The sequence below is a fragment of the Gelidimonas diazotrophica genome (assembly GCF_055694025.1).
Genome location: NZ_CM146349.1, coordinates 2,427,309 through 2,453,172, shown reverse-complemented (window position 1 = coordinate 2,453,172; position 25,864 = coordinate 2,427,309). Strand labels below are relative to the sequence as shown.

The following is a 25,864-nucleotide window of genomic DNA, read 5'->3' as shown; positions in this document are numbered from 1 at the left end:
GATCAGAACCCGAGCGACTTCCTCGGGCGTGTGTCTAAACTAGCAGCCTTCTCGTCAATCCAGCCCACCTGCCCACCTATGCATCATTTGAAAATCATTGTTTTTCTACTATTGGCAAGCCTCATCGGCGGATGTGGCGTTCTTCAAGGAGGCAAACTCCTTACGCCAGAAAGCTTTGGTTTGACCCCGATCACCCCAAATATCTATGTCGAGACTGGCGCAGACGAGGCGACACGGGTAAAGCTTCGCGATGCGATGGAAAAAGCAGAAAACGTCATACGCGCCACATACGGGAGTGTGAATTCACGCCCTATAGTTCATGCATGTATCAGCGAAAAATGCTACGAAGCATTCGGAGGGCGGGGTTCCGTAGCGAAGGTTTATGGTGATCGCATCTTGCTTTCACCTCGAGGGCTGAACTGGCATTTCCTCGCGCACGAATGGTCACACGCTGAAATGCGTTCCCGTTTGACCATTAGCGCATGGTGGTATATGCCGCAATGGTTTGATGAAGGCGTGGCAGTTGCGGTAAGCGAGGCACCGGAACACTCTGAAAAACACTGGCAATTCCTCGTCGCATCCAGCATCCCTCGCCCAACGCGCGAAGAATTGCATACCTTCAAGTCATTGTGGCAGTGGCTCGACGCAGTTCACCAATACGGCGATGACAAGAACATTGAACGCAAAGCGAAGGGCGAACCAGAAATGCATCCGCTCTATTCAGCGGCTGGACATGAGCTTCGCCCTTGGCTCGCTAAGACGGGTAGCTTGGGACTTCTTGGTTTTATAAAACGCTTGAATGGTGGCGAGGAATTTGAGTCCGCTTACCAATCGCTTAATCGGGTAGCTGGAAGCTTCTAACCATCAACTCAACCTACCGTGCTGTATATCGAGTTTTGGTAGCCAGCAAAGAAGGAAAGTGAAAGGTTTTTCTGCAATGGAAATTATCCTCATGCGACACGGCAAACCGGTCTTGGATCAAATAGGCTGGATTACGCCGGCAGAAATGAAGCAATGGATTGAGCACTACAATCTTTCCGAGGTGGAACATGAGCACATACCAATTGCCAGTTTGACTCTGGCTAATTCGGTTGCCATCATCGTTGCGAGCACCGCATCTAGAGCATTATCGTCTGTGCGGGCGCTGGGCCATACCGTACATATTACAGACGCCGTGTTTTGTGAGGCGCAGCTTCCGTTTGCTCTTTGGCACTTTCCCCGCTTGCCCCCTTTCGTTTGGGCGGCATTCTTCCGTCTACTTTGGCTAATCGGCTACTCGCGGGGTTCTGACTCGGTTCAAGTCACGAAAGTCCGCGCTAAACGCGCTGCCCAAACGCTTATTGTCCTTGCTAAAGAGGGACCTGTTTTGCTCGTTGGACACGGCATCATGAACCGCCTTATTGCCAAGGAGTTGATCATCTTGGGATGGACTTCCTCCACGAAGCAAAAAAGCAAATACTGGAGTGAAAATGCTTATCGCTCCGCTAATTGATATTTCACGGTTTTAGCGCGGTAGTGCATTTTGCATTTTGCGGCGGCGCGCCAAAGACCTCTGCAGTCGCGCTGCGCGCTCCTTCCGATGTCTTTGGCGCCTATCCAAACAAACACCAAACATCTTATAAATCAGCATACAAGGGCGTCAATAAGCGCAGCGCATTGCGCCGCATGCTGGCAGCGCAAGGATTAGGAGCTACGCTATACAGCTTTCATGGTTTTGTAAAAAAAGTGGAGTATCACTTAAAACAGGCATTTTTCCGCATGTTTCACATGCAGTATTAAAAAATACACTTGTAGGTATATATAGAACATACGGCGCAATGCGCTGCGCTTATTGCGCCCTACGAATTGCGCCTTACGGCCTTGCTTTTCCTGTTTTGTATGCGTCGTACATAACATCAGTTAATAAATCCCAAATACGTAATACACCCCTATAACCACGAAAACGGCTGCAGATTTAATCAAGGTCACCATAAAAATATCGCGATACGAAGTCTTGTGCGTGAGGCCGGTAACCGCAAGCAGCGTGATTACCGCGCCGTTATGGGGCAGGGTGTCCATGCCGCCGCTCGCCATCGAAGCGACCCGGTGCAAGACTTCGAGCGGTATGTTGGCAGCGTTCGCCGCTTGAATAAACAGATCCGACATGGTCGCCAGCGCAATGCTCATGCCGCCCGATGCCGAGCCGGTGATGCCGGCCAGCACGGTGACCGCGATGGCTTCGTTGACCAGCGGATTGGGGATGCTTTTCAACGCATCGGACACCACCACGAACCCTGGCAGCGCGGCGATGACGCCGCCAAATCCGTATTCGGAAGCGGTGTTCATGGATGCCAGCAACGCGCCTCCAATCGCTGCTTTCGAGCCTTCGGAAAATTTCGCAAGGACTTGCTTGTAGGCGAATGCCATCACCGTCAAAATCCCGACCAGCAGCGCGCCTTCCACCGCCCAGATCGCAACCAGTTTCGATACTTCGACAGTCAGCGGATGTGCCGGGATGGGAACGATAAAGGTCGTGCCAAAATATTCGGGAATCGCAACGGTAAAATATTTGTTCAGTACACCGACCAGGATCAGCGGCGTAATGGCCAGCAAAGGATGCGGCAGTTGCTCTTTTTCGAATGGCTCCGGCTCATTGATATGGCCGCTACCGTAACCCTCGCCTGCATTGACCGCCTGCCTGCGCCGCCATGCTAAATAATTCATGCCTATAACCAGAATAAATATTGAACCGATCACCCCCAGCCAAGGCGCAGCCCAGGTAGTGGTATTGAAAAAAGTGGTGGGAATAATGTTCTGGATTTGCGGCGTTCCGGGCAGCGCATCCATCGTGAAGGTGAATGCGCCGAGCGCGATGGTGCCGGGGATCAGGCGTTTCGGAATATCGCTTTGCCTGAACATTTCGGCGGCAAACGGATACACGGCAAACACCACCACGAACAGCGATACGCCGCCGTAAGTGAGCACCGCGCAGACCAGCACGATAGCCAACATGGCCCGTTCCCGGCCCACCAACTGGATAATCGATGACACGATCGACTTTGAAAAGCCGGACAGCTCGATGACCTTGCCGAACACTGCGCCGAGCATGAATACCGGGAAGTACAGTTTCACGAACCCCACCATTTTTTCCATGAAGATGCCGCTAAACATCGGCAAGACATAAGACGGGTCGGTGAATGCCACTGCCAGCAACGCACAAATTGGCGCAAACAGAATGACGCTATAGCCACGGTAAGCGGCGAACATCAGCAGAAAAAGTGCTGCAATCACAATTAAAAAGCTCATTGATTTCCTGTTTTTCTTAGATGAAAGGAGGCTGGATGCACACAGCACGCAATCTTGCGCCGTGCTTGCCAGATCGTCAGAAGCAATCGCTGACGGTTGTCGTCGCCATGCCGATGCCTGTCAGAAGGCGGCGTCCGCCACGCGAAAGTACAGTGCGCAGCTTGCGCCGTTCAAGCTGTTTTTTCCGACTGCTTGATGGGTCGCTGCAACACGAAGATTTACGGTGCCGTAGCATACTTTTTCTTGTGGCGAGCGTCAATTTTGGCGGGGCATAGACGCCGGCGTGGTGCGTCGGCGACGGAGCTATTTACGCGTTAGTCGACACCGCATCGCCGGGTTGACGCCTGTTGGAACCGGTCCAAACGGCTACAATCACCGATTGATCTGAACTTCAACGGGAAAATAGAATGAAAACCAAAGCCGCAGTAGCTTGGAAAGCGGGACAGCCGCTGACGATCGAAGAAGTCGAACTGGGCGGCCCGCGCGAGGGCGAAGTCCTGGTAGAAATCAAGGCCACCGGGATTTGCCATACCGATTACTACACGCTGTCCGGCGCGGACCCGGAAGGCATTTTCCCGGCGATCCTCGGGCATGAAGGCGCTGGCATCGTGCTGGAAGTCGGCCCCGGCGTCAAAAGCCTGAAAAAAGACGATCATGTGATTCCGCTGTATACGCCGGAATGCCGCGAATGCAAATTCTGCCTGTCGCAAAAGACCAATCTGTGCCAGAAAATCCGCTCGACCCAAGGCCGCGGCCTGATGCCGGATGCTACCAGCCGCTTCTCGATAGACGGCAAACCGATTTACCATTACATGGGCACATCGACCTTTTCAAATTACATCGTGGTGCCGGAAATCGCACTGGCCAAAATTCGCGAAGATGCACCGTTCGACAAGGTCTGTTACATCGGCTGCGGCGTGACGACCGGCGTTGGTGCGGTGTTGTTTACCGCTAAAGTCGAAGCGGGCGCGAACGTGGTGGTGTTCGGCCTGGGCGGCATCGGCCTGAACGTGATTCAGGCGGCGCGCATGGTGGGCGCCAACAAGATCATCGGAGTTGACATCAACCCGGCGCGGCAGGCAATGGCGCGCAAATTCGGCATGACGCATTTCGTCAATGCACATGAAGTCGAAAACGTGGTCGATACCATCATCGGGATTACCGATGGCGGCGCCGATTACAGCTTCGAATGCATCGGCAACGTCCATACCATGCGGCAGGCGCTGGAATGCTGCCACAAAGGATGGGGCCAGTCGATTGTCATCGGCGTGGCGGCAGCAGGAGAAGAAATCAGCACCCGGCCATTCCAATTGGTCACCGGCCGGGTCTGGAAAGGTTCTGCCTTCGGCGGCGCACGCGGCCGCACCGACGTGCCGAAAATCGTCGACTGGTACATGGAAGGCAAGCTCAATATCGACGACTTGATTACCCACCGCCTGCCGCTGGAACGCATCAACGAAGGCTTTGACTTGATGAAGAGCGGCGAATCGATCCGTTCGGTCGTCATCTACTGAGGCCGCCATGCCAACGTTAGAGCGCATCGGCGAACATGCCTGCTTCGGCGGCGTACAAGGGTTTTATCGACATGCATCGAGCGCCATCGGCTTGCCGATGCGGTTCTCGGTGTACCAACCGCCGCAAGCCAAGGATGGGCCGGTGCCGGTGTTGTTCTTCTTAGCCGGGCTGACCTGCACCGAAGAAACTTTCATGATCAAGGCCGGGGCCCAGCGCTTCGCCGCCCAGCACGGCATCATGCTGGTGGCGTCAGACACCAGCCCGCGCAACACCGGTATTGCCGGCGTTGCCGACAGCTGGGATTTCGGCAACGGCGCCGGTTTTTATCTGGACGCAACGCAAGCGCCGTGGAATGCGCATTTCAGGATGGAAAGCTATATCGTGCAGGAATTGCGCGATATCATCGTGCAGAATTTTCCGGCCCGTCCCGACCAAATCGGCATCTTCGGTCACTCGATGGGCGGTCACGGCGCGCTGGTGCTGGCGCTACGCCATCCAAAACTATTTCAATCGGTTTCGGCTTTCGCGCCGGTTGCGGCACCGACGCAATGTCCGTGGGGGCAAAAGGCTTTCGGTAATTATCTGGGCCCGGACGCTGCAGGCTGGCAACAATATGACGCCAGCGCATTGATGAAAGCGCGCACCACGCCTTTCCCGCGAGGCATTCTGATCGATCAGGGCTTGAACGACCAGTTTCTAGCGGAACAGTTGCTGCCGCACGCGTTCGAAGCGGCCTGCGCAGCGGCGCATCAACCGCTGACATTGCGCCGTCAACCAGGCTATGACCACAGCTACTACTTCATCAGCACTTTCATGGAAGACCATCTGTCGTTTCATCACGCAACGCTCAATGGCCAGGAGCCTGTCTGAATCATTTTGCAAGACGGCATTGTCCACGAAAGACACGAAAAGCACGAACAGGCCCCAGAATACAATTATTTTCGTAACTATTCAGCCCACTATGAACGATCCTTTTTCCCGCCTGATGGCGAGAGTCGGAGTGTTCGTAGGGGCGGGTTCCAAACCCGCCCTTGTACTTTGACGGCAAAAGGGCGGGTTTGGAACCCGCCCCTACGAGAGTAGTCGCCAGACTGCAGCCGTTGATCGCGCCCGGGTGCGCTCCACCAAAAACGTACCATTTCGCTCTTAATTGCCATGTCGGCTGAATAGTTGCGTAATTTTTTGAAAAAAATGGAGTATCACAATTTTCATGGCATTTTCCGCATATATCTAATGCGGTTATAAAATATACTCATATCAATACTTGGCCTGCGCCGAAGCGCAGCTTGGGCGCCAGCGCTATCGATTGCCACTTTTTTCGTGGACACTGTTTTGCTTCATGATGAACATGCGTAAGCTCAAATTTTTAGTTCTATTCATCCGATGACCGATCTCACCGCACTTTCTGCCGACGGGTTACCTTTAATGTACGCGCTGGCGCTGTTCGACGCGCCAATCGGCCAGACGCGGCTGATGGAACTGTTGCAACTGCTTCACCAGAAGGCAGCAACAGATGGCGCATACGATATCCAGCAGATCAAGGATTGCCTCGCCAGCTTGTGCAAGGCTGCGCTGGTGCGCCAGGAAATCGGGCAAGGCTATGTGGCGCGCGACGATGTGCGCATGCCGCTTTTACTAAAACTCCAGCAAAGTGGCCGGCTCAAAAGTTGGGTTGAAAGTGCGCGTGCGTTACTGAAACAGCATCAGCAATACACCTACTGGAAAGCTACTGACGCCGCATTTTGCCGGCGCGAGATTGTGTTCTCGGCGGTGGCAGGAAACAGGGAAGAGTTGATACTCTGGCGTGACAAATTCTTCCATGCGGCAACACCCGCGCAAGCGCTGCCCGGCAGTGTTTTTTTTGGCAGCGACGACGGCATCACTTTGTTCGCTACGCTGGATAATCAGGCGCAGGCGATGCTGCTTGCCGATATGTTTTCTCGCGCTAACTGGACTCTGGATGATTGCCGCGTTGCCTATGATTATGCATGCATGCGTTTCGAAGCATTTTCCAAAGACTGGCCGCCTTTGTTGGAATTGTTGTGCTGGCAAGCGCTATTGCGGGGCGATATCGCGCAATTGCAGTTGTTTCAGCAAAAGATGCGGACCCATTTCCAGCCTGAATCGCTGATCGCGCTGGCAATTTTCAGAGGAAATTTTGCGCTCGCCAGCGAGATTTCCGAAGTCTTTATCAAGGCGCTGAAAGTACAGGCGGGCAAGCGCAAGCTATTTTTGCCCGGGTTGATCGGCTTGTTGTACACCGTGGCAATGCTGGCCAAAAAAGATGCCGCCAGCCTGAAACGCGCCAAGGAACAGGTCGATGACGGGGCCAAACAGTACAATTCTTTCGCCTATGATGTGCTGCAACCTTTGGTCAATCACCTGGCGCAAGGCGTGCCGTTGAACAGCGTGCCGCCGTCGGTGCGCCCGCAAAAAACGGTCGATGTCCTGTTTGAAGGACTCGCGTTGTACTGGCAGGATGCACCGCACAATCCACCGATGCACGACAAACTGCTGCAGATGCGCGACGCGTGCCTGCAGTCAGGCTACGCGTGGATTGCTGCCGAACTCGATGCGCTGCTGCAGCGGCAATATGCGGAGATCCAAAAGCTGCCGAACTGGCACGCGGAACATCAATTCCAACCGCTGGTCGCCGCATTGCAGCGCGAAGAAACCTGGCAACGCGCATTGACGGCGCTGGCGAAGCTCAAGCCCGACGCTGCTGCGGCGGCAGTTAGCGGCAGCGATGTGCGCATCGCCTGGCTGCTTGAATCGCATCCGAACCACATCAAGCTGGAGCCACGCGAACAAAAGCGCAGCGCCAAAGGCGTCTGGAGCAAGGGCCGCGCAGTAGCGTTGCGACGTTTGACGCAGGAGCAAGATGCTTTGCCCGGCATCAGCGAGCAGGACAAGCGCATCTCTGCCTGTGTCGACAAAACGTATGCCAGTTACTACGGCGGCGGGTACGAATTGGATGGCGAAAAAGCGCTGCCTTACCTGATCGGCCATCCGGCGGTGTTCTGGTTCGATGCGCCCGAGGTGGGGATCGATATCGTCAAAGGCGAAGTTGCGCTGCAACTCAAGGAGCAAGACGGCCAGATCAGCCTGCAACTGAATCCTCTCATCAGCGCCGATACGCCCACCATCTGGCGCAAGGAAACGCCGACCCGACTGGCGGTGTTTACGTCTAATCCGGAAATCCTGCAGATTGCCGGCATCCTGGGCCGCGGCTTGACGGTGCCGGCCACTGCCAAGGCGCAATTGGTGGATGTGATCGCCGCCATCGCGCCGCATCTGGCGATTCATTCCGATTTGCCGGAATTGGCGGCGCACATCGCCACCATTGATGCCGATGCCACCTTATTCGCCCACTTGCTGCCGTTGAAAGAAGGCTTGCGTCTGCAATTTCTGGTGCGTCCGCTGGCACATGGCGGCTGGTTTGCGCCCGGCAAAGGTGCCGCCAATGTGCTGGGCGAGCAGGGCGGCAGCGCGGTGCAAGCCAGTCGCAATCTGAAGCAGGAAAAGAAACGCCTGCAGCAGGTGAAGGATTCCTGCCCGACGCTGGCCGAAGCCGAAGATAACGGGGATGAGTGGGTGTTGCTGCATCCCGAACTCTGTTTGGAATTATTGGGCGAACTCAAAATCCTGCCGGAAGACACGCTGCAACTGGTCTGGCCGGAGGGTGAGCGCTTCCGTCTGAAAGGCAGCCGTTCCCTCAAGCAAATGCGGCTGACGATCAAAAGGCAGGGTGAATGGTTCGTGGCGGGCGGCGACATCACGCTTGACGATGGCCGGGTGCTGGCCTTGCGCGAACTGCTGCAACTAATGGATGGGGCGTCTGGTCGCTTCCTGAAATTGGGCGAGAACGATTATCTGGCGCTGACCGACGCCTTCCGCAAACGGCTGGAAGAGTTGCGCGCCTTAGGCGAGCCGGTTGGCAAAGATGGCGTCCGTATTAATCCGCTGGCCGCGCCGGCACTGGCCGAATTGGCCGCTGAAGTGGGCGAGCTGAAAGCCGATGCTGCCTGGCGCGAACATGTCGAAAAACTGGACTCGCTGGCCGACTACATTCCGGTGTTGCCATCAACCTTGCAAGCCGAGTTGCGCGATTACCAGCTAGACGGCTACCAATGGCTGTCGCGACTGGCGCGCTGGGGTGTCGGCGCGTGTCTGGCCGACGATATGGGACTGGGCAAAACCGTGCAAGCGCTGGCGCTGTTGCTGGAGCGCGCACCGAATGGCCCGGCGCTGGTGGTGGCGCCGATTTCGGTGGCCATGAACTGGCAAGCCGAGGTGGCACGTTTCGCGCCGACGCTGAAGGTGCGGGCGTATCACAACAACCGCTCGCTGGCAGAGTTGGGGCCGTTCGATCTGGTCATCGCCAGCTACGGCATGTTGCAGTCGGACACGGAAAGTTTCAGCGCCCGGCATTGGCATAGCGTGGTGCTGGATGAAGCGCAGGTAATCAAGAACGCCGCCACCAAACGCAGTCAGGCCGCGATGGCGCTCAGCGCCGATTTCAAGATGATCGCCAGCGGCACGCCGGTGGAAAACCATCTGGGCGAATTGTGGAATCTGTTTCGCTTCATCAATCCCGGCTTGCTGGGTTCCAAGGAACGCTTCGCCCAGCGCTTCAGCAATCCGATTGAACGCGGCGACAAACCGGCACGTTTGCATTTGAAAAAATTGATTCAACCTTTCATCTTGCGCCGTACCAAGACCCAGGTTTTGAGCGAATTACCCTCGCGCACGGAAGTTAAATTGTTAGTCGAACTGAGCGACGAAGAACGCCATTTGTACGAAGCGCTGCGTCAGGAAGCCCTCGATAAAATCGCCCAACTGAAACCCGGCGAAGGCCAGGCGATGCATGTGCTGGCCGAAATCACCAAGCTGCGCCGTTTCTGCTGCAACCCGAAACTGGTGCTCAAGAATTACAACGTGCCCGGCAGCAAGCTGGCCGCGTTGGCTGATGTCGTCGAAGAATTGCTGGAGAATCGCCACAAGGCGCTGGTGTTCAGCCAGTTTGTCGACCATCTGGCTATCGTGCGCGAATGGCTGGACCTAAAAGGTATCAGTTACCAATATCTGGACGGCAGCACCCCGCCCGCAGAGCGCATCAAACGCGTGAATGCGTTCCAGGCCGGCGAGGGCGATATATTCCTGATCAGCTTGAAAGCTGGCGGCACCGGCTTGAATTTGACCGCCGCCGATTACGTGATCCATCTCGATCCATGGTGGAACCCGGCGGTGGAAGACCAGGCCTCCGACCGCGCCCATCGCATGGGACAGCAAAGGCCGGTCACGATTTATCGGCTGGTGGCGCAAGACACCATCGAAGAAAAAATTCTCGCCTTGCACGCAGAGAAACGGGACTTGGCCGACAGCCTGCTCGATGGCGGCGACGCAGCAGGAAGAATGGACACGGCAGCCTTGCTGCGCTTGTTGAAGGAAAGCGTTTAGGATGCGTAGGAATACCGTAGGATGGGTGCAACCCATCTTGTAAGTTTACTATGCGATGGGTTTCACCCATCCTACGGGGCTTGAGTATATTTTATATAGGCAATAAATGTATGCAGATAATGGCATGAAAATAGTGATACTCCCTATTTTTATAAATCACATCATGGCTTTGATTCTTTCGTCTGCCGCATCCGGCTTATAATCGGCGGATGCAAAAACTTCTCCAAAACCTCAATCCCGAACAACTCGCCGCAGTCACGCTGCCGGCCCAATCCGCGCTGATTCTGGCCGGTGCCGGCTCCGGCAAAACGCGGGTGCTGACCACCCGCATCGCGTGGCTGATCCAGAGCGAGCAAGTGTCGCTTAGCGGTTTGCTGGCAGTGACTTTTACCAATAAAGCATCGAAAGAAATGACCGCGCGGCTCTCCGCGATGCTGCCGACGCATTTGTTAAACCCGACCCGCGGCATGTGGATCGGCACTTTCCACGGCCTGTGCAACCGGCTGTTGCGCGCGCATTACCACGACGCCGGCCTGCCGCAGACGTTTCAGATTCTCGATTCTTCCGATCAACTGTCGGTCATCAAGCGCTTGCTGAAAGCCAATAATGTCGATGAAGAGCAATATCCGCCGCGCAGCTTGATGTACTTCATCAACGGCGCCAAGGATCAGGGCTTGCGCGCCGACAAGATGGAAACGCACGACCCGCATGAGCGCAAGATGGCTGAGTTGTACGCGATTTATGAAAATCAGTGCCAGCGCGAAGGTGTGGTCGATTTCGCTGAATTATTGCTGCGCTGCTATGAATTGCTCAGTCGTAATCAACCGCTGCGCGAGCATTATCAAGCCCGCTTCAAGCACATTCTGGTCGATGAATTCCAGGATACCAATGACTTGCAATACAAGTGGTTGAAGCTGATGGCCGGGCCGCACAATGTGGTGTTTGCGGTCGGCGATGATGATCAGAGTATTTACGCATTTCGGGGCGCCAATGTCGGCAACATGGCTGCGTTCGAGCGCGAATTCAACGTGCAGAATCTGATTAAGCTGGAACAAAATTACCGCTCGCACGGCCATATCCTCGACAGCGCCAATGCGCTGATCGCCCATAACAGCAAGCGCCTGGGCAAGAATCTGCGCACCGATGCCGGGCATGGCGAACTGGTGCGGATTCAGGAAGTCACCTCAGACCTGGAAGAGGCGCGCTGGATTATCGAAGAATCCAAGAGCTTGATCAATGAAGGCGGCTTACTCAGCGAAATTGCGGTGCTGTACCGCTCCAACGCGCAATCGCGGGTGATCGAACATGCGTTGTTTTCGGCCGGTATCCCATACAAGGTGTATGGCGGCCAGCGCTTTTTCGAGCGCGCCGAGGTCAAGCACGCAATTGCCTATTTACAATTGCTGGACAATTTGCACAACGATTCGGCTTTCCTGCGGGTGGTGAATTTCCCGACCCGCGGCATTGGTGCGCGTGCGCTGGAGCAATTGCAGGATGCAGCGAAGCAATACGATATTTCGCTGTATTCCGCCGTGCCTTATGTGGCGGGCAAAGCAGGGTCGTCGCTCAACGCTTTCATCCAATTGATCGAAGCCGCGCGCTTCGAGGCGCAGAACCTGCCTTTGCCGGAAATGGTCAAAATCGTACTGGACGCCAGCGGTCTGCTGACGCACTACCAGAAAGAAAAAGAAGGCGCGGACCGGATCGAGAATTTGGAGCAAGTAGTCAGCGCCGCTTCCCTGTTCGTCGCCGAAGAGGGTTTCGGCCACGACGCGCCGGCTTTCCTTGGCCCTAATGTGGAAGCGGTGGCGGGTGCAGCAATTACCACCGCCGATGGCATCACAATTTTCGACGCCGATGCGGCGTTGCCGACCGTGATGTCGCCGCTGTCGGCTTTCCTGTCGCACGCGTCACTGGAAGCGGGCGAGAATCAGGCGCTGGCCGGACAAGACGCGCTGCAAATGATGACGGTCCATTCGGCTAAAGGGTTGGAGTTCGATGCAGTCTTTATCACCGGTCTGGAAGAAGGGCTGTTCCCGCATGAGAATAGTGCCAGGGAAGAGGGCGGCGTCGAGGAAGAGCGGCGCTTGATGTATGTCGCCATCACGCGCGCCCGCAAGCGCCTGTATATGACTTTTTCGCAGACCCGCATGCTGCACGGCCAAATCCGCTACAACGTGAAATCGCGTTTTTTCGAGGAACTGCCCGAAGATGCGTTGAAATGGCTGTCGCCGCAGGTGAAAGTGCAGCCGCAATGGTTCGCCCAACCGAAGGCGGCCTGGATCGATGCGCCGCAAACCGGAGCCAACCGGATTGCGCAAAGCATCAGCAAGCCTGACCACGGCTGGCGCATCGGTGAATCGGTTGCGCACGCCAAGTTCGGCGAAGGCGTGATCATCAACATCGAAGGCAGCGGCACCAATGCGCGGGCGCAAATCAATTTCGGCCGCCAAGTGGGAATCAAGTTGCTGGATTTGGGAATTGCCAAGCTGGAGAAAGTGGCGTCGTAGGATGGGTGAAACCCATCTTGCATGTTCAATATGCGATGGGTTTCACCCATCCTACGTATTTTATACACGACTATGTATTTTTAGAATTGCTCTGGATGTATGCGGGAGGCTATGGTTTTTTCCATATACCCCCTATAAATTCAGATTATCTCAATCGGCTTCGTCGAGATCAACTGACGGCAGTTTTTCCACCAGCAAGACGTGGACCTGACGAGCGTCGGCGCGCAGCACTTCAAAACGCAGGTTCTCGATATTGAATACATCGCCCTTGCGCGGCACGCGGCTGAGGTGGTTGGCAACCAGGCCGCCGATGGTATCGACGTCTTCATTGGCCAACTGGCTTTCCAGCGCTTCATTGAATTGTTCGATTTCGGTCAGCGCCTTGACGCGCCAGCGCGGGCCGTCAGCGCCATGCTTGATGGAAAGAATATTGTCTTCTTCTTCATCGAAATCGTATTCGTCCTCGATGTCGCCGACGATCTGTTCCAGCACGTCTTCAATCGTAATCAGGCCGGCCACGCCGCTGTATTCATCGACTACGATTGCCATGTGGTTGTGGTTGGCGCGGAAGTCGCGCAGCAACACATTCAGGCGCTTTGATCCGGGAATGAAGATTGCCGGACGCAACATGTCGCGCACGTCGAATGATTCTTCCGCGTAATAGCGCAGCAAATCCTTGGCCAGCAGAATGCCGACAACTTTGTCGCGTTCGCCTTCGATGGCGGGAAAGCGCGAGTGCGCGGTCGATAACACGTACGGCATCCATTCCTCGATCGGCCTGGTGATGTCGATCACGTCCATTTGCGAGCGCGGAATCATGATGTCGCGTACCGAGAGATCCGAGACCTGGAACACGCCTTCGATCATCGAGAGTGCATCGGCGTCGATCAGGTTGCGTTCATGCGCGTCGTGCAAGACTTCCAGCAGTTCGGCGCGACTTTCGGGTTCGGGGGAAATCAGGGCGGTCAGGCGTTCAAACAATGACCGGTGAGGCTTGGCGTCAGGGACTCTGACGCCGGTAAGTTGATCTTGCATAAGGGGCGATTAGCCGTTGTTTCGATCGGCATAGGATACAACAAATGTAACGGGACGCCAAAAGCCCCGTTATACCTGGTTAAATTTGCCGGTTAAATTTGACTGGCATCAACCCTCGGCATACGGGTTGGGCAAACCCAGCGCGGCGAGGATTTCGGTTTCGATGGCTTCCATTTCCTGCGCTTCTTCCTCGTTCTCGTGATCGTAACCCTGCGCATGCAGCACGCCATGTACGATCAGGTGCGTGGTGTGGGCAGTGACCGACTTGCCCTGTTCTGCAGCTTCGCGCTCCAGCACGTCGGTACACAGGATGATGTCGGCCTGCGTGATTTCGGCATCCTGGTCTTCGGTATACGCAAAAGTCAGTACGTTGGTCGGGTAATCCTTGCCGCGATAATCGCGGTTCAGCGTGCAGCCTTCTGCCGCATCGACGAAGCGGATCGTCAGTTCGGCCGGAGCGAACAGCGCTGCCTGCACCCAGCGCCGCAGTTTGGGGCGGGTGACTATATCTTTCAGGCGCGGGTCGGGATACTGCACCGACAGCGCGAGTTTATTTTTTGCGGGCATGATTGGCGGGGGCGTATTTATGCAGCTCGACTTCCAGGCTGCTGGCGGATTCGTAGGCATCGACAATGTGCCCGACGAGCGGATGGCGCACCACATCGATACTGGTGAAATGCGAGAAAGCGATGCCGCGCACGTCTTTCAGCACGCCGAGCGCATCGTTCAAGCCGCTTCTCTGGCCGCGCTGCAAATCGACTTGGGTGACGTCGCCGGTGACCACGGCCTTGCTGCCGAAGCCGATCCGGGTCAGAAACATTTTCATTTGCTCGGGCGTGGTGTTTTGCGCTTCGTCGAGAATAATGAAAGCGTGGTTCAGCGTGCGGCCGCGCATGTACGCCAGCGGTGCAATTTCGATGGTTTGTTTTTCGAACAGCTTTTGGGTTTTGTCGAAACCCAGCAGATCGTATAGCGCGTCGTACAACGGACGCAGGTAAGGATCGACTTTCTGCGCCATGTCGCCGGGCAGGAAGCCGAGACGCTCACCGGCTTCGACCGCCGGGCGCGTCAGCACGATGCGCTTGACCGCGTCGCGCTCCAGTGCATCGACCGCGCAAGCCACCGCCAGATAAGTCTTGCCGGTGCCGGCCGGGCCGACGCCGAAAGTGATGTCGTGCGCCAGGATTGCGTTCAGGTACAAGTTCTGGTGCGGCGTGCGGCCGCGCAGATCGGCGCGACGCGTCTTCAGTGCCGGGCTTTCAGTGGCGTCTTGCGTGGTTTCCACCATCGCCGAGGTGAGTGCATCGGTAGCCGGATTGATTTCTTTTGCGACCAGTTTTGCCCGTTGCTCGACCAGCGCCAGTTGGACTTCGTCAATTGAAATCGGTTTTGTAGCAGCGGCATAAAACTGTTCCAGGATCGCGACCGCACGTTCGCCGTTGGCGCCGCCAACCACGAAACGGTCGCCGCGCCGGAAAATCGTCACATCCAATGCTGCCGAGATTTGCCGCAGGTTTTCGTCGAGCGGACCGCACAAATGCGCCAGCCGCGCATTGTCGAGCGGTTCCGGCAGGAAATGCTGCGAAGGGGAGGGAGATTTGGTTTTCAAATGGCGCTTTGCTGGATCGGTGTGGATGCTGTGGCGACCAATTCGCCCCGCAGTGAATAGGTGTAGCTGTGCGTGATGTCGATATCGACCTGCTGGCCGATCAGACGTGCGCCATCCGGGCCGCCGTCGAAATTGACGACGCGATTGTTTTCCGAGCGGCCCTGCATTTCTGCGGGACTCTTGGCCGACGGCCCTTCGACCAGGATGCGCTGAACGGTGCCGATCATTTGCTGGCTATAGCGTTTGGTGTTGTCGCTGATAACAGCCTGCAACCGTTGCAGGCGCGCCAGCTTGACTTCATGCGGCGTGTCGTCTTGCAGGTTGGCAGCCGGCGTGCCGGGGCGGGCGCTGAAGACGAAGCTGTAACTATTGTCAAAGCCGATATCGTCGATCAGCTGCATCAAGATTTCAAAATCAGCCTCGGTCTCGCCGGGGAAGCCGACGATGAAGTCGCTTGATATCGCGATATTCGGCCGCACTGCACGCAAGCGTCGCACTACCGACTTGTATTCCAGCGCGGTGTAGCCGCGTTTCATCGCCGCCAGAATCCGGTCGGAGCCATGCTGGGCCGGCAGATACAAGTGATCGACCAGTTTCGGCACCTTGGCATAGGTATCGATCAAGCGCTGGGTGAATTCTTTCGGGTGGCTGGTGACGAAACGGATGCGTTCGATGCCGGGAAATTCTGCGATGGTTTCGATCAGCAGTGCAAAATCGGCCAGCTCGCCGTCGGCCATCACGCCGCGAAACGCGTTGACATTCTGGCCTAACAGCGTGATTTCCTTCACGCCCTGTTCGGTCAGGCCGGCGATTTCGGTCAGCACGTCATCGAAACGGCGCGACACTTCCTCGCCGCGGGTGTAAGGCACCACGCAGTAGCTGCAATATTTGCTGCAGCCTTCCATGATTGATACAAAGGCGGTTGCGCCATCCACTTTGGCGGGCGGCAAATGATCGAATTTTTCGATTTCAGGAAAGCTGATGTCGACTTGCGATTTGCCGGTGGCGTGGCGTTGATTGATCAGCGCCGGCAAACGATGCAAGGTTTGCGGGCCAAACACCACATCCACATACGGCGCGCGTTTCAGAATCGCCGCGCCTTCCTGGGACGCGACGCAACCGCCGACGCCGATCACCAGATTGGGCTTGGCGAGTTTCAATTCACGAATGCGGCCGAGGTCGGAAAATACTTTTTCTTGCGCTTTTTCGCGCACCGAGCAGGTGTTGAGCAGGATTACATCGGCATCTTCGATGATGTCGGTCTTGATGATGCCGTCGGAGGCGTTGAGTACGTCGGCCATCTTGTCCGAGTCGTACTCGTTCATCTGGCAGCCAAAGGTTTTGATGAATACTTTTTTTTGCATGGAGTGGCTTTGTGCGAATTTTGTGCGAATTGGGCTTGTAAGGTTCTAGCGGTTCTGGGCCGGCAAAGGCTTGCCGGCTTCTTGCGGGTTCAGCATCCAGATCCGGTGGATCTGGCCCTGATTGTTCTCGGTGAAATTCACTGCCACATTGCTGACGCGCAAAGTGTCAGGCATGTCGATCGTATTATTGGTATTAAAAATTTGCGCACCCGGTGACAGCATGCGCTGCTTGCCATCGATGATGATGGCCGGATAAATTGCAGGCGTCATTGTCCCGCGTTTGGCATTCGATGGAAAGGGGCGCTCGTAGGCTGCGGCAGAATAAGTCAATGTTGCCAATAAGATTGCCAACGAGATTGCCGATAGAAAATGTTTTGTCCGCATGGGATCGCTCGATTTCATTGCTGATTATTCATTATTAATTCGCAACATAGTCACACGTTATGTGGAAGAGACAAGGGCAAATAGACTATCACATCGGCGCGATGGCTTCATGGTGCAGCAGGCTATTCGTAGGGGCAGGTTCCAAACCTGCCCTTGCGCGACCAACCTGAGAGGGCAGGTTGGCAGCCTGCCCCTACGATATTTTTTATAGTATATGGAGTATTGCAATTTTCATGGCGTTTACCGCATATGTTTATTGCGATAATTAAATATACTCCGTTGATTTCTACTATTTTTCGATAAGATCGCGTGAAAATGCCGATGGATTAGGTTGCAAAGTATTTGCTAACGGTAGCCTTAACAGGCGCAAATCGGGCTTGGCCGTTGACAGATGCGGCCAGTCGAATGCAATGATGTTGTGTCCAAGCAGAAAAGCCACCGCATCGGCAAAATCATCCAGCTGCAGCAGCGCATTCTGCAGATCGCCGGTCTGGAATACAAAAGAAATCCCGCTATCACCCCGCACTGCAGCAAAGCTATGGATACGTTCGTCCTTTACGCCCACCTCCAAGTCAATTGACAGGCAAAGAGGGCCGTTGCCTGGCGCTTTTGGTGCTTTAAATGCTAATTTGGCCGGCTCAATCATCCTGACATGCAACGCATTTAGGAGGGGTATCTAAGTACGCCTTTATTCTCATTGTGAGCATGCTCTAAAGAGTGCTGCCAAAGATGCCGAATGTAAATAAACGTTAAAAAACGATTAAACAACAAAAACACACGCTCTCACGGGTAGAAACGCGGGTTTATGGTGTTTTTTGGGCTTCTTGAAACACGTTTTTGGCAATAGAAGGAATTGAATATTGCCTTGAAAGCATCTGTAGTAAAGGGTTGCTCATATTCTATGAATCGCATACACCCGCGTTGTTACCGGCAAAAAATTTTCCTGGCTGCTTCGATCGCATCATAGAGAACACCTCCCAACCGGCCAATCGCACAGTCAGCATATGCATTCTTTGGCGCATTGGGAATCTGTTCTTAATTTGTCGCAGATCAAAGCAGTGAGATTTCTTTATGTAAAAGTAGCAAATGTTGCGAAGCACAAGCCGCATCCGGTACCAATGTAGTCAAACCCCTTTTTAGGAAAATCATGTTTTCAAACACAGACCAATACACAGCTGCCAGCAAAGCATTTTTCGAATCACAATTCGCTGCACTCAGCGCGCTGGCGAACATAGCGGTTCAAGGAACGGAAAAGATCGCTGAATTGAATATGGCAGTTGCCAAAGCATCTGCCGCAGACTCCACAGCTGCAGCAAAAGATTTGTTGGCCGCTAAAGACCCACAAGCTTTCTTCGCGCTGGCAACTGCATACGCCAAACCAAATTCTGAAAAAGTCGCTGCCTACAGCCGCCAGTTGACGGACATCGTGTCCTCCACAAAAACGGAGTTCACCAAGATCGCCGAAGCACAAGTTGCCGAAGTTCAGAGCAAAGTAAACGCTTTGGTAGAAAGCATCACAAAGAACGCACCAGCCGGTTCTGAAAACGTGGTTGCAATGATGAAATCGTCCGTCGCTAACGCACATGCCGGCTACGAGCAAGTCAACAACGCCACCAAACAAGCTATCGAAGCAACAGAAGCGCAAGTCGTCAAAGTATCGGACCAGTTTACACAAGGCGTTAAAAAAGCAGCAGCTGTAAAATAAAAACAGCATGTGAACAAGATAAAATGGGCCGCATTTGCGGCCCGTTTTGCATTGCTTTAATAGCCACTAATACACCTGATCACCTGATACAAGAATTTACGCCCACTCCGCACAAAATCGCCTCGAATTTCACCCGATGCGTCGCCATCCTTTTGATATTGCACCGGCACACCGTTGATCAACAAGCGGTGAAACTGGCGATTGGCCGCCAGCAGTACCGGCGTATCCAGATTCAACACTTGCTGCAACACATCTTCACGAGCGGCTAGCGAAACCAGAGGATTGAGCCGCTTGATCGCCCCGCGCAAGCGTTCAGCTCGGGCACATTGCCATCCGGCGCGATGTCGGGGCCATAGACGCAGGTGTAGCCAACATCGACCAGCCAGACGGGTGTTTCTTGTTCCCGTTGTCTTCGGTCATGTGGTCGCTTTCCATTCGCCAGACATATTGATTGTTGTTATGTGCCGATGTTGCGCATTGTCCGTGCAAGGAATGCACATGCGTCGCAACACAACGGGTTTCTTATAATGTATGGAGTATCATCATTTTTATGGCATTCCCCGCATATATTAATTGCGTATATGAAATATACTCATGCCAATAATAGGCAACTCCGAATGCTTTCTTCAGCGTGAGCACCTGTTCCTGCGCTATCGATTCCCCCTTTTTTCGTGCCTTTCGTATTTTTCGTGGACATTGTTTTCCACCATGGTGAAGGTGCGTAACATCAGTTACTCATCCAAATTAAGCACTTGTGCTGCACGACCAAGTGTTCCAACGCCAGTCGAATTCACCAAAATATACCCACGTATTAACTTACGTCCGTCTATTTTTCTATGCGTGTGGTCATGCCTGCGTGATCTGCTGAGATCGGCTATCTAATCAAGAATGCACTTTTGATGTATGACCAGCACACGACTTTCTTCTAAATACTTGGGTGAAATACCTCTGTTCACTCCCACAGCTGAATGTTTTGGTAACGCCAGACATCTGTGAACTAGACGCAATGTGCCACAAATCGTTGCCATTAATCGTTGCCATAAAAGTGCCGCGTATATGTCATGTTGACTTTTGAGATGAATCTGATCTGGTTTTTCATCTACTTACTGCATCTGTTTTTTATGCCGTGTTGCGGTGAAAATACGGACATCAACAAGAAAACGGCACAGCGGAAGAGCCAGTCCTGAAAATTGGTACTGGCTGTCGCACGGGGGAAGCAGGAGACGCCTGTTGAATTCCGAGGGCGCTAGGCTGCAAGCCAATCATCGTTTCCGACCCAGGTCGATAGGAAAACCCATGTACCAATACGACGATTATGATGCCTTGCTGGTCAATGAACGTGTAGACGAATTTCGGGATCAGGTTGCCAGAAGAATTTCAGGTGAGCTGAGTGAAGAGGAATTTCTGCCACTGCGGCTGCAGAACGGTCTGTACATGCAAAAGCATGCATATATGCTGCGCGTCGCCATTCCGTATGGCGTGCTGTCATCCAAACAGCTGCGGATGCTCGCATACATCGCACGCACCTATGATCGCGGCTATGGTCATTTCACGACGCGTCAGAACATTCAGTACAACTGGATCAAGCTTGAGAAGACGCCGGATATTCTGGCCGAACTGGCTACGGTGCAGATGCATGCGATCCAGACTTCCGGCAACTGCGTACGCAATATAACGACAGAACAGTTTGCCGGGGTCGCGAATGACGAGGTGATCGATCCGCGACCATTGGCGGAAATCTTGCGCCAATGGTCGACCCTGAATCCCGAATTCGCCTTCCTGCCGCGTAAATTCAAAATCGCGCTTTCCTCATCGGCACAAGACCGCGCCGCCGTGCGGATGCATGACGTTGGCATTTATCTTCACAAGAATGCATCGGGCGACAAGTTGTTGCGCTTGTTTGCGGGTGGCGGACTGGGCCGCACCCCAATACTGAGTTCGCCGATCCGTGAGGAATTGCCGTGGCAACATATGCTTTCGTACCTTGAAGCCGTGCTGAGGGTATACAACCGTTATGGCAGGCGCGACAACAAGTACAAGGCAAGGATTAAGATCCTGGTCAAGGCACTGGGCGCCGATGTGTTTGCCAAGGAAGTCGAAGAGGAATGGGCACACCTTAAAGATGGCCCGTCGACGTTGACCGAAACCGAATATCAACGCGTTGCGCATTTTTTTGAAGAATCCCGATATGACCGAACCATCGGCGACGATGCATCGTTCCAGGCGCAGTTGGCGACGAATCCCCGCTTCGCACAATGGGTAAAGCGAAATACCAGACCACATAAAGTGGCAGGTTATGTCTGCGTGACGCTGTCGACCAAGCCAGGCGCAGCCATCCCTCCAGGCGATGTTACTGCCGAGCAGATGGAGTTCGTCGCAAATTGGGCAGAGCGCTTCGGCTTCGGCGAAATCCGTGTTGCCCACGAACAAAATTTGATCCTCCCGGACATTCGAAAAGCAGATCTGTACGCGCTGTGGCAGCTGGCGTGCAACGCCAGGTTGGGTACGCCTAATCTAGGGTTGCTAACTGACATGATCGCGTGCCCCGGTGGTGACTACTGTTCGCTGGCAAATGCGCGGTCACTTCCGATTGCACAAGCTATTACTGAACAGTTCGATAACCTGGATTTTCTTTCCGACTTGGGCGACCTATCCTTGAATATTTCGGGCTGTATTAATGCCTGCGGACATCATCACATGGGGAATATCGGCATTCTCGGCGTGGATAAGGACGGTGAGGAGTGGTACCAGGTCACTATAGGTGGAGCGCAGGGCAATAGTTCTATGTTGGGTAGAGTCATCGGCCCCTCATTCCGAGCACAAGAAATGCCCGGCGTCATAGAGCGGATCGTCACCACCTACTGCAAACTGCGGGTACAAGATGAGCCATTTATCGATACGGTGACGCGCGTGGGCCTGGACCCGTTCAAGGTCGGTATTTATGGCCAGCCCAAAGCTATGGCATAACGAAACGGCATATGGCAAACATCATCAAAATTATCGATGGCACTCCACGAGTGATCGAAGACCGGTGGGTCATTGTGCCGGAAGCGGAAGCGGCAGGCAGCCAGCTGACAACGCAGAAAATTCTGCCATTCTCCCGTTGGAATGACTTAGATCCAAACGATGCCTCAGCGAAACCGAGGGCCATCTGGATTTCTCCAGACGACGACTTTGAATCGCGTACGGTGCAACTGGGCGAATTGGATCTGATTGCGGTCGACTTTCCATCGTTTCGCGACGGGCGTGGCTATAGCATCGGCTACCTGCTTCGGACCCGCTACCGATGGAAAGGCGAACTGCGCGCCATCGGAGACGTGTTACGCGATCAACTCAACTACATGCGCCGCTGCGGTTTCGACGCATTTGCCGTGCGAGCCGACAAAAACATCGACGATGCGCTCAAAAGTTTCAGCCGTTACACGGTGCAGTACCAGGGGGCTGTCGATCAACCGCTGCCCCTGTTCCAGCGCAGATAACAGCGTCATGAGACACAAGAGTACCTGAAGGGGCAGTGCCCTTCAGGTGGATGCGAACAAATTAATCATGCTTAGCGAGTGCCAGCAATGAGCCAACCTGCCACAACCGTTTCAGTCATCAAAATGTTTGAGTCCCGCGAAAATGTTTATATGCGCGAGGTGAAAGGCCGCTATGCCAACTGGCGTTGGGTATGCGTATGGTTGACGCAATTGGTGTTCTATGGGTTGCCGTGGTGGTCATGGAATGATCGGCAAGCCGTTCTATTCGAACTCGGCTCGCGCAAGTTTTATCTGTTTGGTGTCGTCTTGTGGCCGCAGGATCTTATTTATCTGGCATTGCTGCTGATTATCTGCGCTTATACGCTCTTTCTTTTTACCGCGGTTGCGGGCCGCGTCTGGTGTGGCTTTTCCTGCCCACAGACGGTCTATACCGAGATCTTCATGTGGATCGAGCGCAAGATAGAAGGCACGCGCAGCGCCCGCATGCGCCTCGACAAGCAACCGTGGTCGCTTTCCAAATTTGCCAAAAAATCGACCAAGCATGCGCTCTGGGCAGCTCTCGGATTGTGGACTGGCTTTACTTTCGTTGGCTACTTCACGCCGATTCATACCCTTGCTGCCGAGGTGGTGGCGCTGGCGCTCGGGCCGTGGCAATCGTTCTGGATACTGTTCTATGGATTTGCCACTTACGGCAATGCCGGCTGGATGCGGGAGCAGGTCTGCCGCCACATGTGCCCTTACGCGCGCTTTCAAAGTTCGATGTTCGATCATGACACCTTGGTCGTCAGTTACGACCAAGTCCGCGGTGAGCCGCGCAGCCCTCTCAGCAAGACGGTAGAGAAACAAACAGCGCAAGGCGCTTGCATCGACTGTTCTATGTGCGTGCAGGTTTGTCCGACTGGCATCGATATCCGCAACGGCTTGCAACATGACTGCATCGGCTGCGCCGCTTGCGTGGACGCCTGCGATTCCGTGATGGATAAAATCGGTGCACCGCGTGGATTGGTGCGTTTTACATCAGAAAATGCGCTGAAAAACAAGTTCTCGCTAAAGCAAATCAGACAGCATACATTGCGCCCCCGCGTACTGATATATAGCGTGATCCTGGTCGCGATAGTAGTGGTGTTTTTTGGCTCGCTTCTGACGCGCACGCCGCTCAAGATGAATGTGATTCGCGATCGCGGCAGCATGGCGCGCGAAGTGGAGAACGGCGCGATTGAAAATGTTTACCGCTTGCATATCATGAATACCGATGAGATCGCACACCGCTACAGGATCGTCGTATCCGGTATTGATGGCATTGCATTGACGACCTCGGACGAAGTGGAACTTCAAGGTGCGGAATCGCGTTCAATACCTGCGACTGTCCGCGTTACACACGGTAAAGGTGCGTCAGGCCCAAACAAGATTGCCTTCGAGTTGAAGACAATCAACGATGACAGCGTCCGCGTGAAAGAAAAAGCAAGTTTTTTTGTGCCGCGCTGACTTTGCAGGCAACATTCCGTGGCCCGTACCGGATATGACAGGAGTATCGCAGCATGATGATGGAATCGACGTATATGCCGGAGGCAGCGGTAAAAAGCACCGGCCGCATCCCCGGCACCACGGGCATCTGGGTTGGCATTAGCTGCGAATTTGTCGAGTTTACCGTGATGTTCGTGATCTATTTTGTCGCCCGGTTAAATTATCCGGAGGCATTCAAAAAGGGGCCGGAGGCAATCTGGACCACCGCAGGTGCAATCAATACGGTGCTGATGGTTACCAGCAGTTTCTTTATCGCTTGCTCTGTCGCCGCCATGCGCGCGGGGACCATGCAGCGATCGCGGCGATGGCTGGTCGCCGCCATCATCACCGCGCTTGGTTATCCGCTCATGAAGTTTCATGAAATCGGCTGGAACCTGGCGCATGGGATCGACGGCAGTTCCGGCATCTTCTATGCGGTGTATTACTACCTGAGCTTCAATCACCTGATCCATGCATGCTGGGGAATCGGCGGCATGCTCTGGGTCCTGGTGCGCATGTCGATGAACGCTTATTCGGCCGGGCAGCATGATGGTTTGGAAGCGCTGGCCAGCTATTGGCATGCGACCGATATCATCTGGCTGATTATTTTTTCGCTGTTTTACGTGCTGGCTTGAGTCATGAACAGAACAAACGACAATATGCTCCCCCTTGTCCTCCCCTGGCTGGGTTTGCTGGCGCTGACCTTTGTGAGCCTGGTGCTTGGGAACCTATTCGGGCATGCGCCCTGGATGCCGCTACTTGTCGCGCTAATCATCTGGATAAAAGGGACTCTGGTAGCGCGATATTTCATCGAGTCGCACAAGACCCATCCTTTGATTGCCTTGTTGCTACGAGTCTTTGTAGCGTTTGCTCCGGTAGCGCTGCTGCTAACTTCATTTCTTAGCAAGTAATACGACTGGCTTGGGTCATCAGCAGCGCCATGTTCAACCGCGGACCAGCTCCGCCAATGCGCTCACCAGCGCAGCACATTCGGGCGGGCTGCCGACGCTGATGCGCAGATATTGGCGGATGCGCGGCTGCTCGAAGTGACGCACGATGATCGCGCGTTCACGCAAGCCGGCAGCCAGCCGGCCGGCGTCATGCGATGGATGGCTGGCGAAGATGAAATTGGCGCTTGACGGCAATACCTGAAATCCCAGCGCGCGCAGTCCCTGCACCAGCAGCTCCCGATTTTCAACGATAGCGTTGCAGGTTTTTTGGAAATACGCTTCATCTTCGTAAGAAGCGATAGCGCCTGCCATCGCCAGTCGGTCAAGCGGATAAGAATTGAAGCTGTTCTTGACGCGCTCCAGTGCTTCGATGAGTTCCGGCTGCCCGATAGCCAATCCGACGCGCAATCCCGCCAAGGAGCGCGACTTGGACAAGGTCTGCACCACCAGCAGATTGGGATAACGGCGGATTAATGGGATGACGCTTTCGCCGCCGAAATCGATATAGGCTTCGTCCACCACCACAACGACATCGGGATGCTGGGCCAGCAGTATTTCGATCGTGGCTGACGGCAGGGCGATGCCGGTCGGCGCGTTCGGGTTCGGAAAGATGATTCCGCCGCAAGCTTGCCGGTAGTCGTCAGGACGAATTTCCATGTTGTGGTTCAGCAGAACTTGCCGGCATTCGATACCGTAAAGTTTGCAATAGACCGGGTAAAAACTGTAAGTAATATCGGGGAAAAGCAACGGCGCTTCATGCTTGAGCAAAGCCATGAACGCGAGCGCCAGCACTTCGTCGGAACCGTTTCCGACGAAGACTTCAGTCGGGTCTACTCCATGATAATCGGCCAGTGTCTGTCTCAGTGCGCTTGCGCCTGGATCGGGATACAGCCGCAGCGTATCGGCAGCCGCCGAACGGATGGCATCCAATACCCTGGGCGATGGTCCGTAAGGATTTTCGTTTGTATTCAGTTTTATCAAGTTCGGCAGCTTGGGCTGCTCGCCCGGAACGTAAGGGGTAAGGCTGCTTACCACGGGACTCCAGAATCGGCTCATTTTAGAAAA

General features: G+C 54.5%; 21 protein-coding genes and 1 pseudogene. 13 read left to right on the top strand and 9 right to left on the bottom strand.

Annotated elements, in window-relative coordinates; translation table 11 throughout:
• The first annotated feature begins 78 nt into the window (after positions 1-78).
• From KGFNPO_RS11360 to KGFNPO_RS11350, 3 genes are read left to right on the top strand one after another with little or no spacing between them, the layout of a single operon-like run.
• A complete protein-coding gene (locus KGFNPO_RS11360; RefSeq protein ID WP_472631387.1) occupies positions 79-861 on the top strand; it encodes a hypothetical protein in 783 nt (260 codons plus the stop codon).
• 58 nt (positions 862-919) lie between these two features.
• The gene (locus KGFNPO_RS11355; protein ID WP_472631386.1) at positions 920-1,492 is read left to right on the top strand and encodes a histidine phosphatase family protein; all 573 of its coding nucleotides are present in this window, start codon (positions 920-922) and stop codon (positions 1,490-1,492) included.
• A gap of 23 nt (positions 1,493-1,515) precedes the next feature.
• Positions 1,516-1,779: a hypothetical protein gene (locus tag KGFNPO_RS11350; protein WP_472631385.1), complete on the top strand. Its 264-nt coding sequence runs from the start codon at positions 1,516-1,518 to the stop codon at positions 1,777-1,779.
• A 120-nt stretch (positions 1,780-1,899) separates the two neighbouring features.
• Here the strand turns inward: KGFNPO_RS11350 and KGFNPO_RS11345 are convergent, their stop codons facing one another.
• Positions 1,900-3,285, bottom strand: a complete 1,386-nt coding sequence (locus KGFNPO_RS11345; RefSeq protein WP_472631384.1) for a GntP family permease — start codon at positions 3,283-3,285, stop codon at positions 1,900-1,902.
• A 407-nt stretch (positions 3,286-3,692) separates the two neighbouring features.
• On the opposite strand from KGFNPO_RS11345, the gene KGFNPO_RS11340 reads away from it, so the two are divergent.
• The 4 genes from KGFNPO_RS11340 (at position 3,693) to KGFNPO_RS11325 (ending at position 12,770) form a co-directional block, all read left to right on the top strand.
• A complete protein-coding gene (locus tag KGFNPO_RS11340; RefSeq protein WP_472631383.1) occupies positions 3,693-4,799 on the top strand; it encodes an S-(hydroxymethyl)glutathione dehydrogenase/class III alcohol dehydrogenase in 1,107 nt (368 codons plus the stop codon).
• A gap of 7 nt (positions 4,800-4,806) precedes the next feature.
• Positions 4,807-5,670 (top strand): S-formylglutathione hydrolase, encoded by an 864-nt coding sequence (fghA, locus tag KGFNPO_RS11335; RefSeq protein ID WP_472631382.1) that lies wholly within the window; start codon positions 4,807-4,809, stop codon positions 5,668-5,670.
• A 513-nt stretch (positions 5,671-6,183) separates the two neighbouring features.
• The gene (locus KGFNPO_RS11330; RefSeq protein ID WP_472631381.1) at positions 6,184-10,260 is read left to right on the top strand and encodes a DEAD/DEAH box helicase; all 4,077 of its coding nucleotides are present in this window, start codon (positions 6,184-6,186) and stop codon (positions 10,258-10,260) included.
• A gap of 209 nt (positions 10,261-10,469) precedes the next feature.
• Positions 10,470-12,770, top strand: a complete 2,301-nt coding sequence (locus KGFNPO_RS11325) for a UvrD-helicase domain-containing protein (RefSeq protein WP_472631380.1) — start codon at positions 10,470-10,472, stop codon at positions 12,768-12,770.
• A 150-nt stretch (positions 12,771-12,920) separates the two neighbouring features.
• On the opposite strand, the gene KGFNPO_RS11320 is transcribed toward KGFNPO_RS11325, so the two are convergent.
• The 6 genes from KGFNPO_RS11320 to KGFNPO_RS11295 all read right to left on the bottom strand — a co-directional run bounded on the left by KGFNPO_RS11320 (position 12,921) and on the right by KGFNPO_RS11295 (position 17,733).
• A complete protein-coding gene (locus KGFNPO_RS11320; RefSeq protein WP_472631379.1) occupies positions 12,921-13,805 on the bottom strand; it encodes an HlyC/CorC family transporter in 885 nt (294 codons plus the stop codon).
• 108 nt (positions 13,806-13,913) lie between these two features.
• Entirely contained in the window at positions 13,914-14,372 is a 459-nt protein-coding gene (gene ybeY / locus KGFNPO_RS11315) for an rRNA maturation RNase YbeY (protein ID WP_472631378.1), read from the bottom strand.
• Positions 14,356-15,414: a PhoH family protein gene (locus KGFNPO_RS11310; RefSeq protein WP_472631377.1), complete on the bottom strand. Its 1,059-nt coding sequence runs from the start codon at positions 15,412-15,414 to the stop codon at positions 14,356-14,358. Before KGFNPO_RS11310 ends, ybeY begins: the two co-directional genes overlap by 17 nt.
• Entirely contained in the window at positions 15,411-16,778 is a 1,368-nt protein-coding gene (miaB, locus tag KGFNPO_RS11305) for a tRNA (N6-isopentenyl adenosine(37)-C2)-methylthiotransferase MiaB (protein ID WP_472631376.1), read from the bottom strand. The genes KGFNPO_RS11310 and miaB overlap by 4 nt, the downstream gene beginning before the upstream one ends.
• Positions 16,779-16,823: 45 nt before the next feature.
• Entirely contained in the window at positions 16,824-17,129 is a 306-nt protein-coding gene (locus tag KGFNPO_RS11300; RefSeq protein ID WP_472631375.1) for a hypothetical protein, read from the bottom strand.
• A gap of 322 nt (positions 17,130-17,451) precedes the next feature.
• Positions 17,452-17,733: a hypothetical protein gene (locus tag KGFNPO_RS11295; RefSeq protein ID WP_472631374.1), complete on the bottom strand. Its 282-nt coding sequence runs from the start codon at positions 17,731-17,733 to the stop codon at positions 17,452-17,454.
• 576 nt (positions 17,734-18,309) lie between these two features.
• Between KGFNPO_RS11295 and KGFNPO_RS11290 the strand changes: the two genes are divergently transcribed.
• The gene (locus KGFNPO_RS11290; protein ID WP_472631373.1) at positions 18,310-18,867 is read left to right on the top strand and encodes a phasin family protein; all 558 of its coding nucleotides are present in this window, start codon (positions 18,310-18,312) and stop codon (positions 18,865-18,867) included.
• A gap of 107 nt (positions 18,868-18,974) precedes the next feature.
• Here the strand turns inward: KGFNPO_RS11290 and KGFNPO_RS11285 are convergent.
• Positions 18,975-19,309, bottom strand: a pseudogene (locus tag KGFNPO_RS11285) (type I restriction endonuclease); the annotation flags it as partial.
• An 854-nt stretch (positions 19,310-20,163) separates the two neighbouring features.
• Between KGFNPO_RS11285 and KGFNPO_RS11280 the strand changes: the two are divergent.
• The 5 genes from KGFNPO_RS11280 to KGFNPO_RS11260 all read left to right on the top strand — a co-directional run bounded on the left by KGFNPO_RS11280 (position 20,164) and on the right by KGFNPO_RS11260 (position 24,760).
• Entirely contained in the window at positions 20,164-21,834 is a 1,671-nt protein-coding gene (locus tag KGFNPO_RS11280; protein ID WP_472631372.1) for a nitrite/sulfite reductase, read from the top strand.
• An 11-nt stretch (positions 21,835-21,845) separates the two neighbouring features.
• Complete coding sequence (locus KGFNPO_RS11275; protein WP_472631371.1) at positions 21,846-22,346, top strand: DUF934 domain-containing protein; 501 nt, start codon at positions 21,846-21,848, stop codon at positions 22,344-22,346.
• 123 nt (positions 22,347-22,469) lie between these two features.
• Entirely contained in the window at positions 22,470-23,831 is a 1,362-nt protein-coding gene (gene ccoG / locus KGFNPO_RS11270; RefSeq protein ID WP_472631370.1) for a cytochrome c oxidase accessory protein CcoG, read from the top strand.
• A gap of 53 nt (positions 23,832-23,884) precedes the next feature.
• Positions 23,885-24,484, top strand: a complete 600-nt coding sequence (locus KGFNPO_RS11265; RefSeq protein ID WP_472631369.1) for a cytochrome c oxidase subunit 3 family protein — start codon at positions 23,885-23,887, stop codon at positions 24,482-24,484.
• Between the two features lie 24 nt (positions 24,485-24,508).
• Positions 24,509-24,760 (top strand): hypothetical protein, encoded by a 252-nt coding sequence (locus tag KGFNPO_RS11260; protein ID WP_472631368.1) that lies wholly within the window; start codon positions 24,509-24,511, stop codon positions 24,758-24,760.
• A gap of 33 nt (positions 24,761-24,793) precedes the next feature.
• On the opposite strand, the gene hisC is transcribed toward KGFNPO_RS11260, so the two are convergent.
• Positions 24,794-25,855: a histidinol-phosphate transaminase gene (gene hisC / locus KGFNPO_RS11255; RefSeq protein WP_472631367.1), complete on the bottom strand. Its 1,062-nt coding sequence runs from the start codon at positions 25,853-25,855 to the stop codon at positions 24,794-24,796.
• Positions 25,856-25,864: the final 9 nt, after the last annotated feature.

What these genes read in the sequence shown, in the direction of transcription:
- KGFNPO_RS11360 (WP_472631387.1), top strand. Translation starts at nt 79, where the DNA reads ATGCATCATTTGAAAATCATTGTTTTTCTACTATTGGCAAGCCTCATC.
- KGFNPO_RS11345 (WP_472631384.1), bottom strand. Translation starts at nt 3,285, where the DNA reads ATGAGCTTTTTAATTGTGATTGCAGCACTTTTTCTGCTGATGTTCGCC.
- KGFNPO_RS11340 (WP_472631383.1), top strand. Translation starts at nt 3,693, where the DNA reads ATGAAAACCAAAGCCGCAGTAGCTTGGAAAGCGGGACAGCCGCTGACG.
- fghA (WP_472631382.1), top strand. Translation starts at nt 4,807, where the DNA reads ATGCCAACGTTAGAGCGCATCGGCGAACATGCCTGCTTCGGCGGCGTA.
- KGFNPO_RS11330 (WP_472631381.1), top strand. Translation starts at nt 6,184, where the DNA reads ATGACCGATCTCACCGCACTTTCTGCCGACGGGTTACCTTTAATGTAC.
- KGFNPO_RS11325 (WP_472631380.1), top strand. Translation starts at nt 10,470, where the DNA reads ATGCAAAAACTTCTCCAAAACCTCAATCCCGAACAACTCGCCGCAGTC.
- KGFNPO_RS11320 (WP_472631379.1), bottom strand. Translation starts at nt 13,805, where the DNA reads ATGCAAGATCAACTTACCGGCGTCAGAGTCCCTGACGCCAAGCCTCAC.
- ybeY (WP_472631378.1), bottom strand. Translation starts at nt 14,372, where the DNA reads ATGCCCGCAAAAAATAAACTCGCGCTGTCGGTGCAGTATCCCGACCCG.
- miaB (WP_472631376.1), bottom strand. Translation starts at nt 16,778, where the DNA reads ATGCAAAAAAAAGTATTCATCAAAACCTTTGGCTGCCAGATGAACGAG.
- KGFNPO_RS11290 (WP_472631373.1), top strand. Translation starts at nt 18,310, where the DNA reads ATGTTTTCAAACACAGACCAATACACAGCTGCCAGCAAAGCATTTTTC.
- KGFNPO_RS11280 (WP_472631372.1), top strand. Translation starts at nt 20,164, where the DNA reads ATGTACCAATACGACGATTATGATGCCTTGCTGGTCAATGAACGTGTA.
- KGFNPO_RS11275 (WP_472631371.1), top strand. Translation starts at nt 21,846, where the DNA reads ATGGCAAACATCATCAAAATTATCGATGGCACTCCACGAGTGATCGAA.
- ccoG (WP_472631370.1), top strand. Translation starts at nt 22,470, where the DNA reads ATGTTTGAGTCCCGCGAAAATGTTTATATGCGCGAGGTGAAAGGCCGC.
- KGFNPO_RS11265 (WP_472631369.1), top strand. Translation starts at nt 23,885, where the DNA reads ATGATGATGGAATCGACGTATATGCCGGAGGCAGCGGTAAAAAGCACC.
- KGFNPO_RS11260 (WP_472631368.1), top strand. Translation starts at nt 24,509, where the DNA reads ATGCTCCCCCTTGTCCTCCCCTGGCTGGGTTTGCTGGCGCTGACCTTT.
- hisC (WP_472631367.1), bottom strand. Translation starts at nt 25,855, where the DNA reads ATGAGCCGATTCTGGAGTCCCGTGGTAAGCAGCCTTACCCCTTACGTT.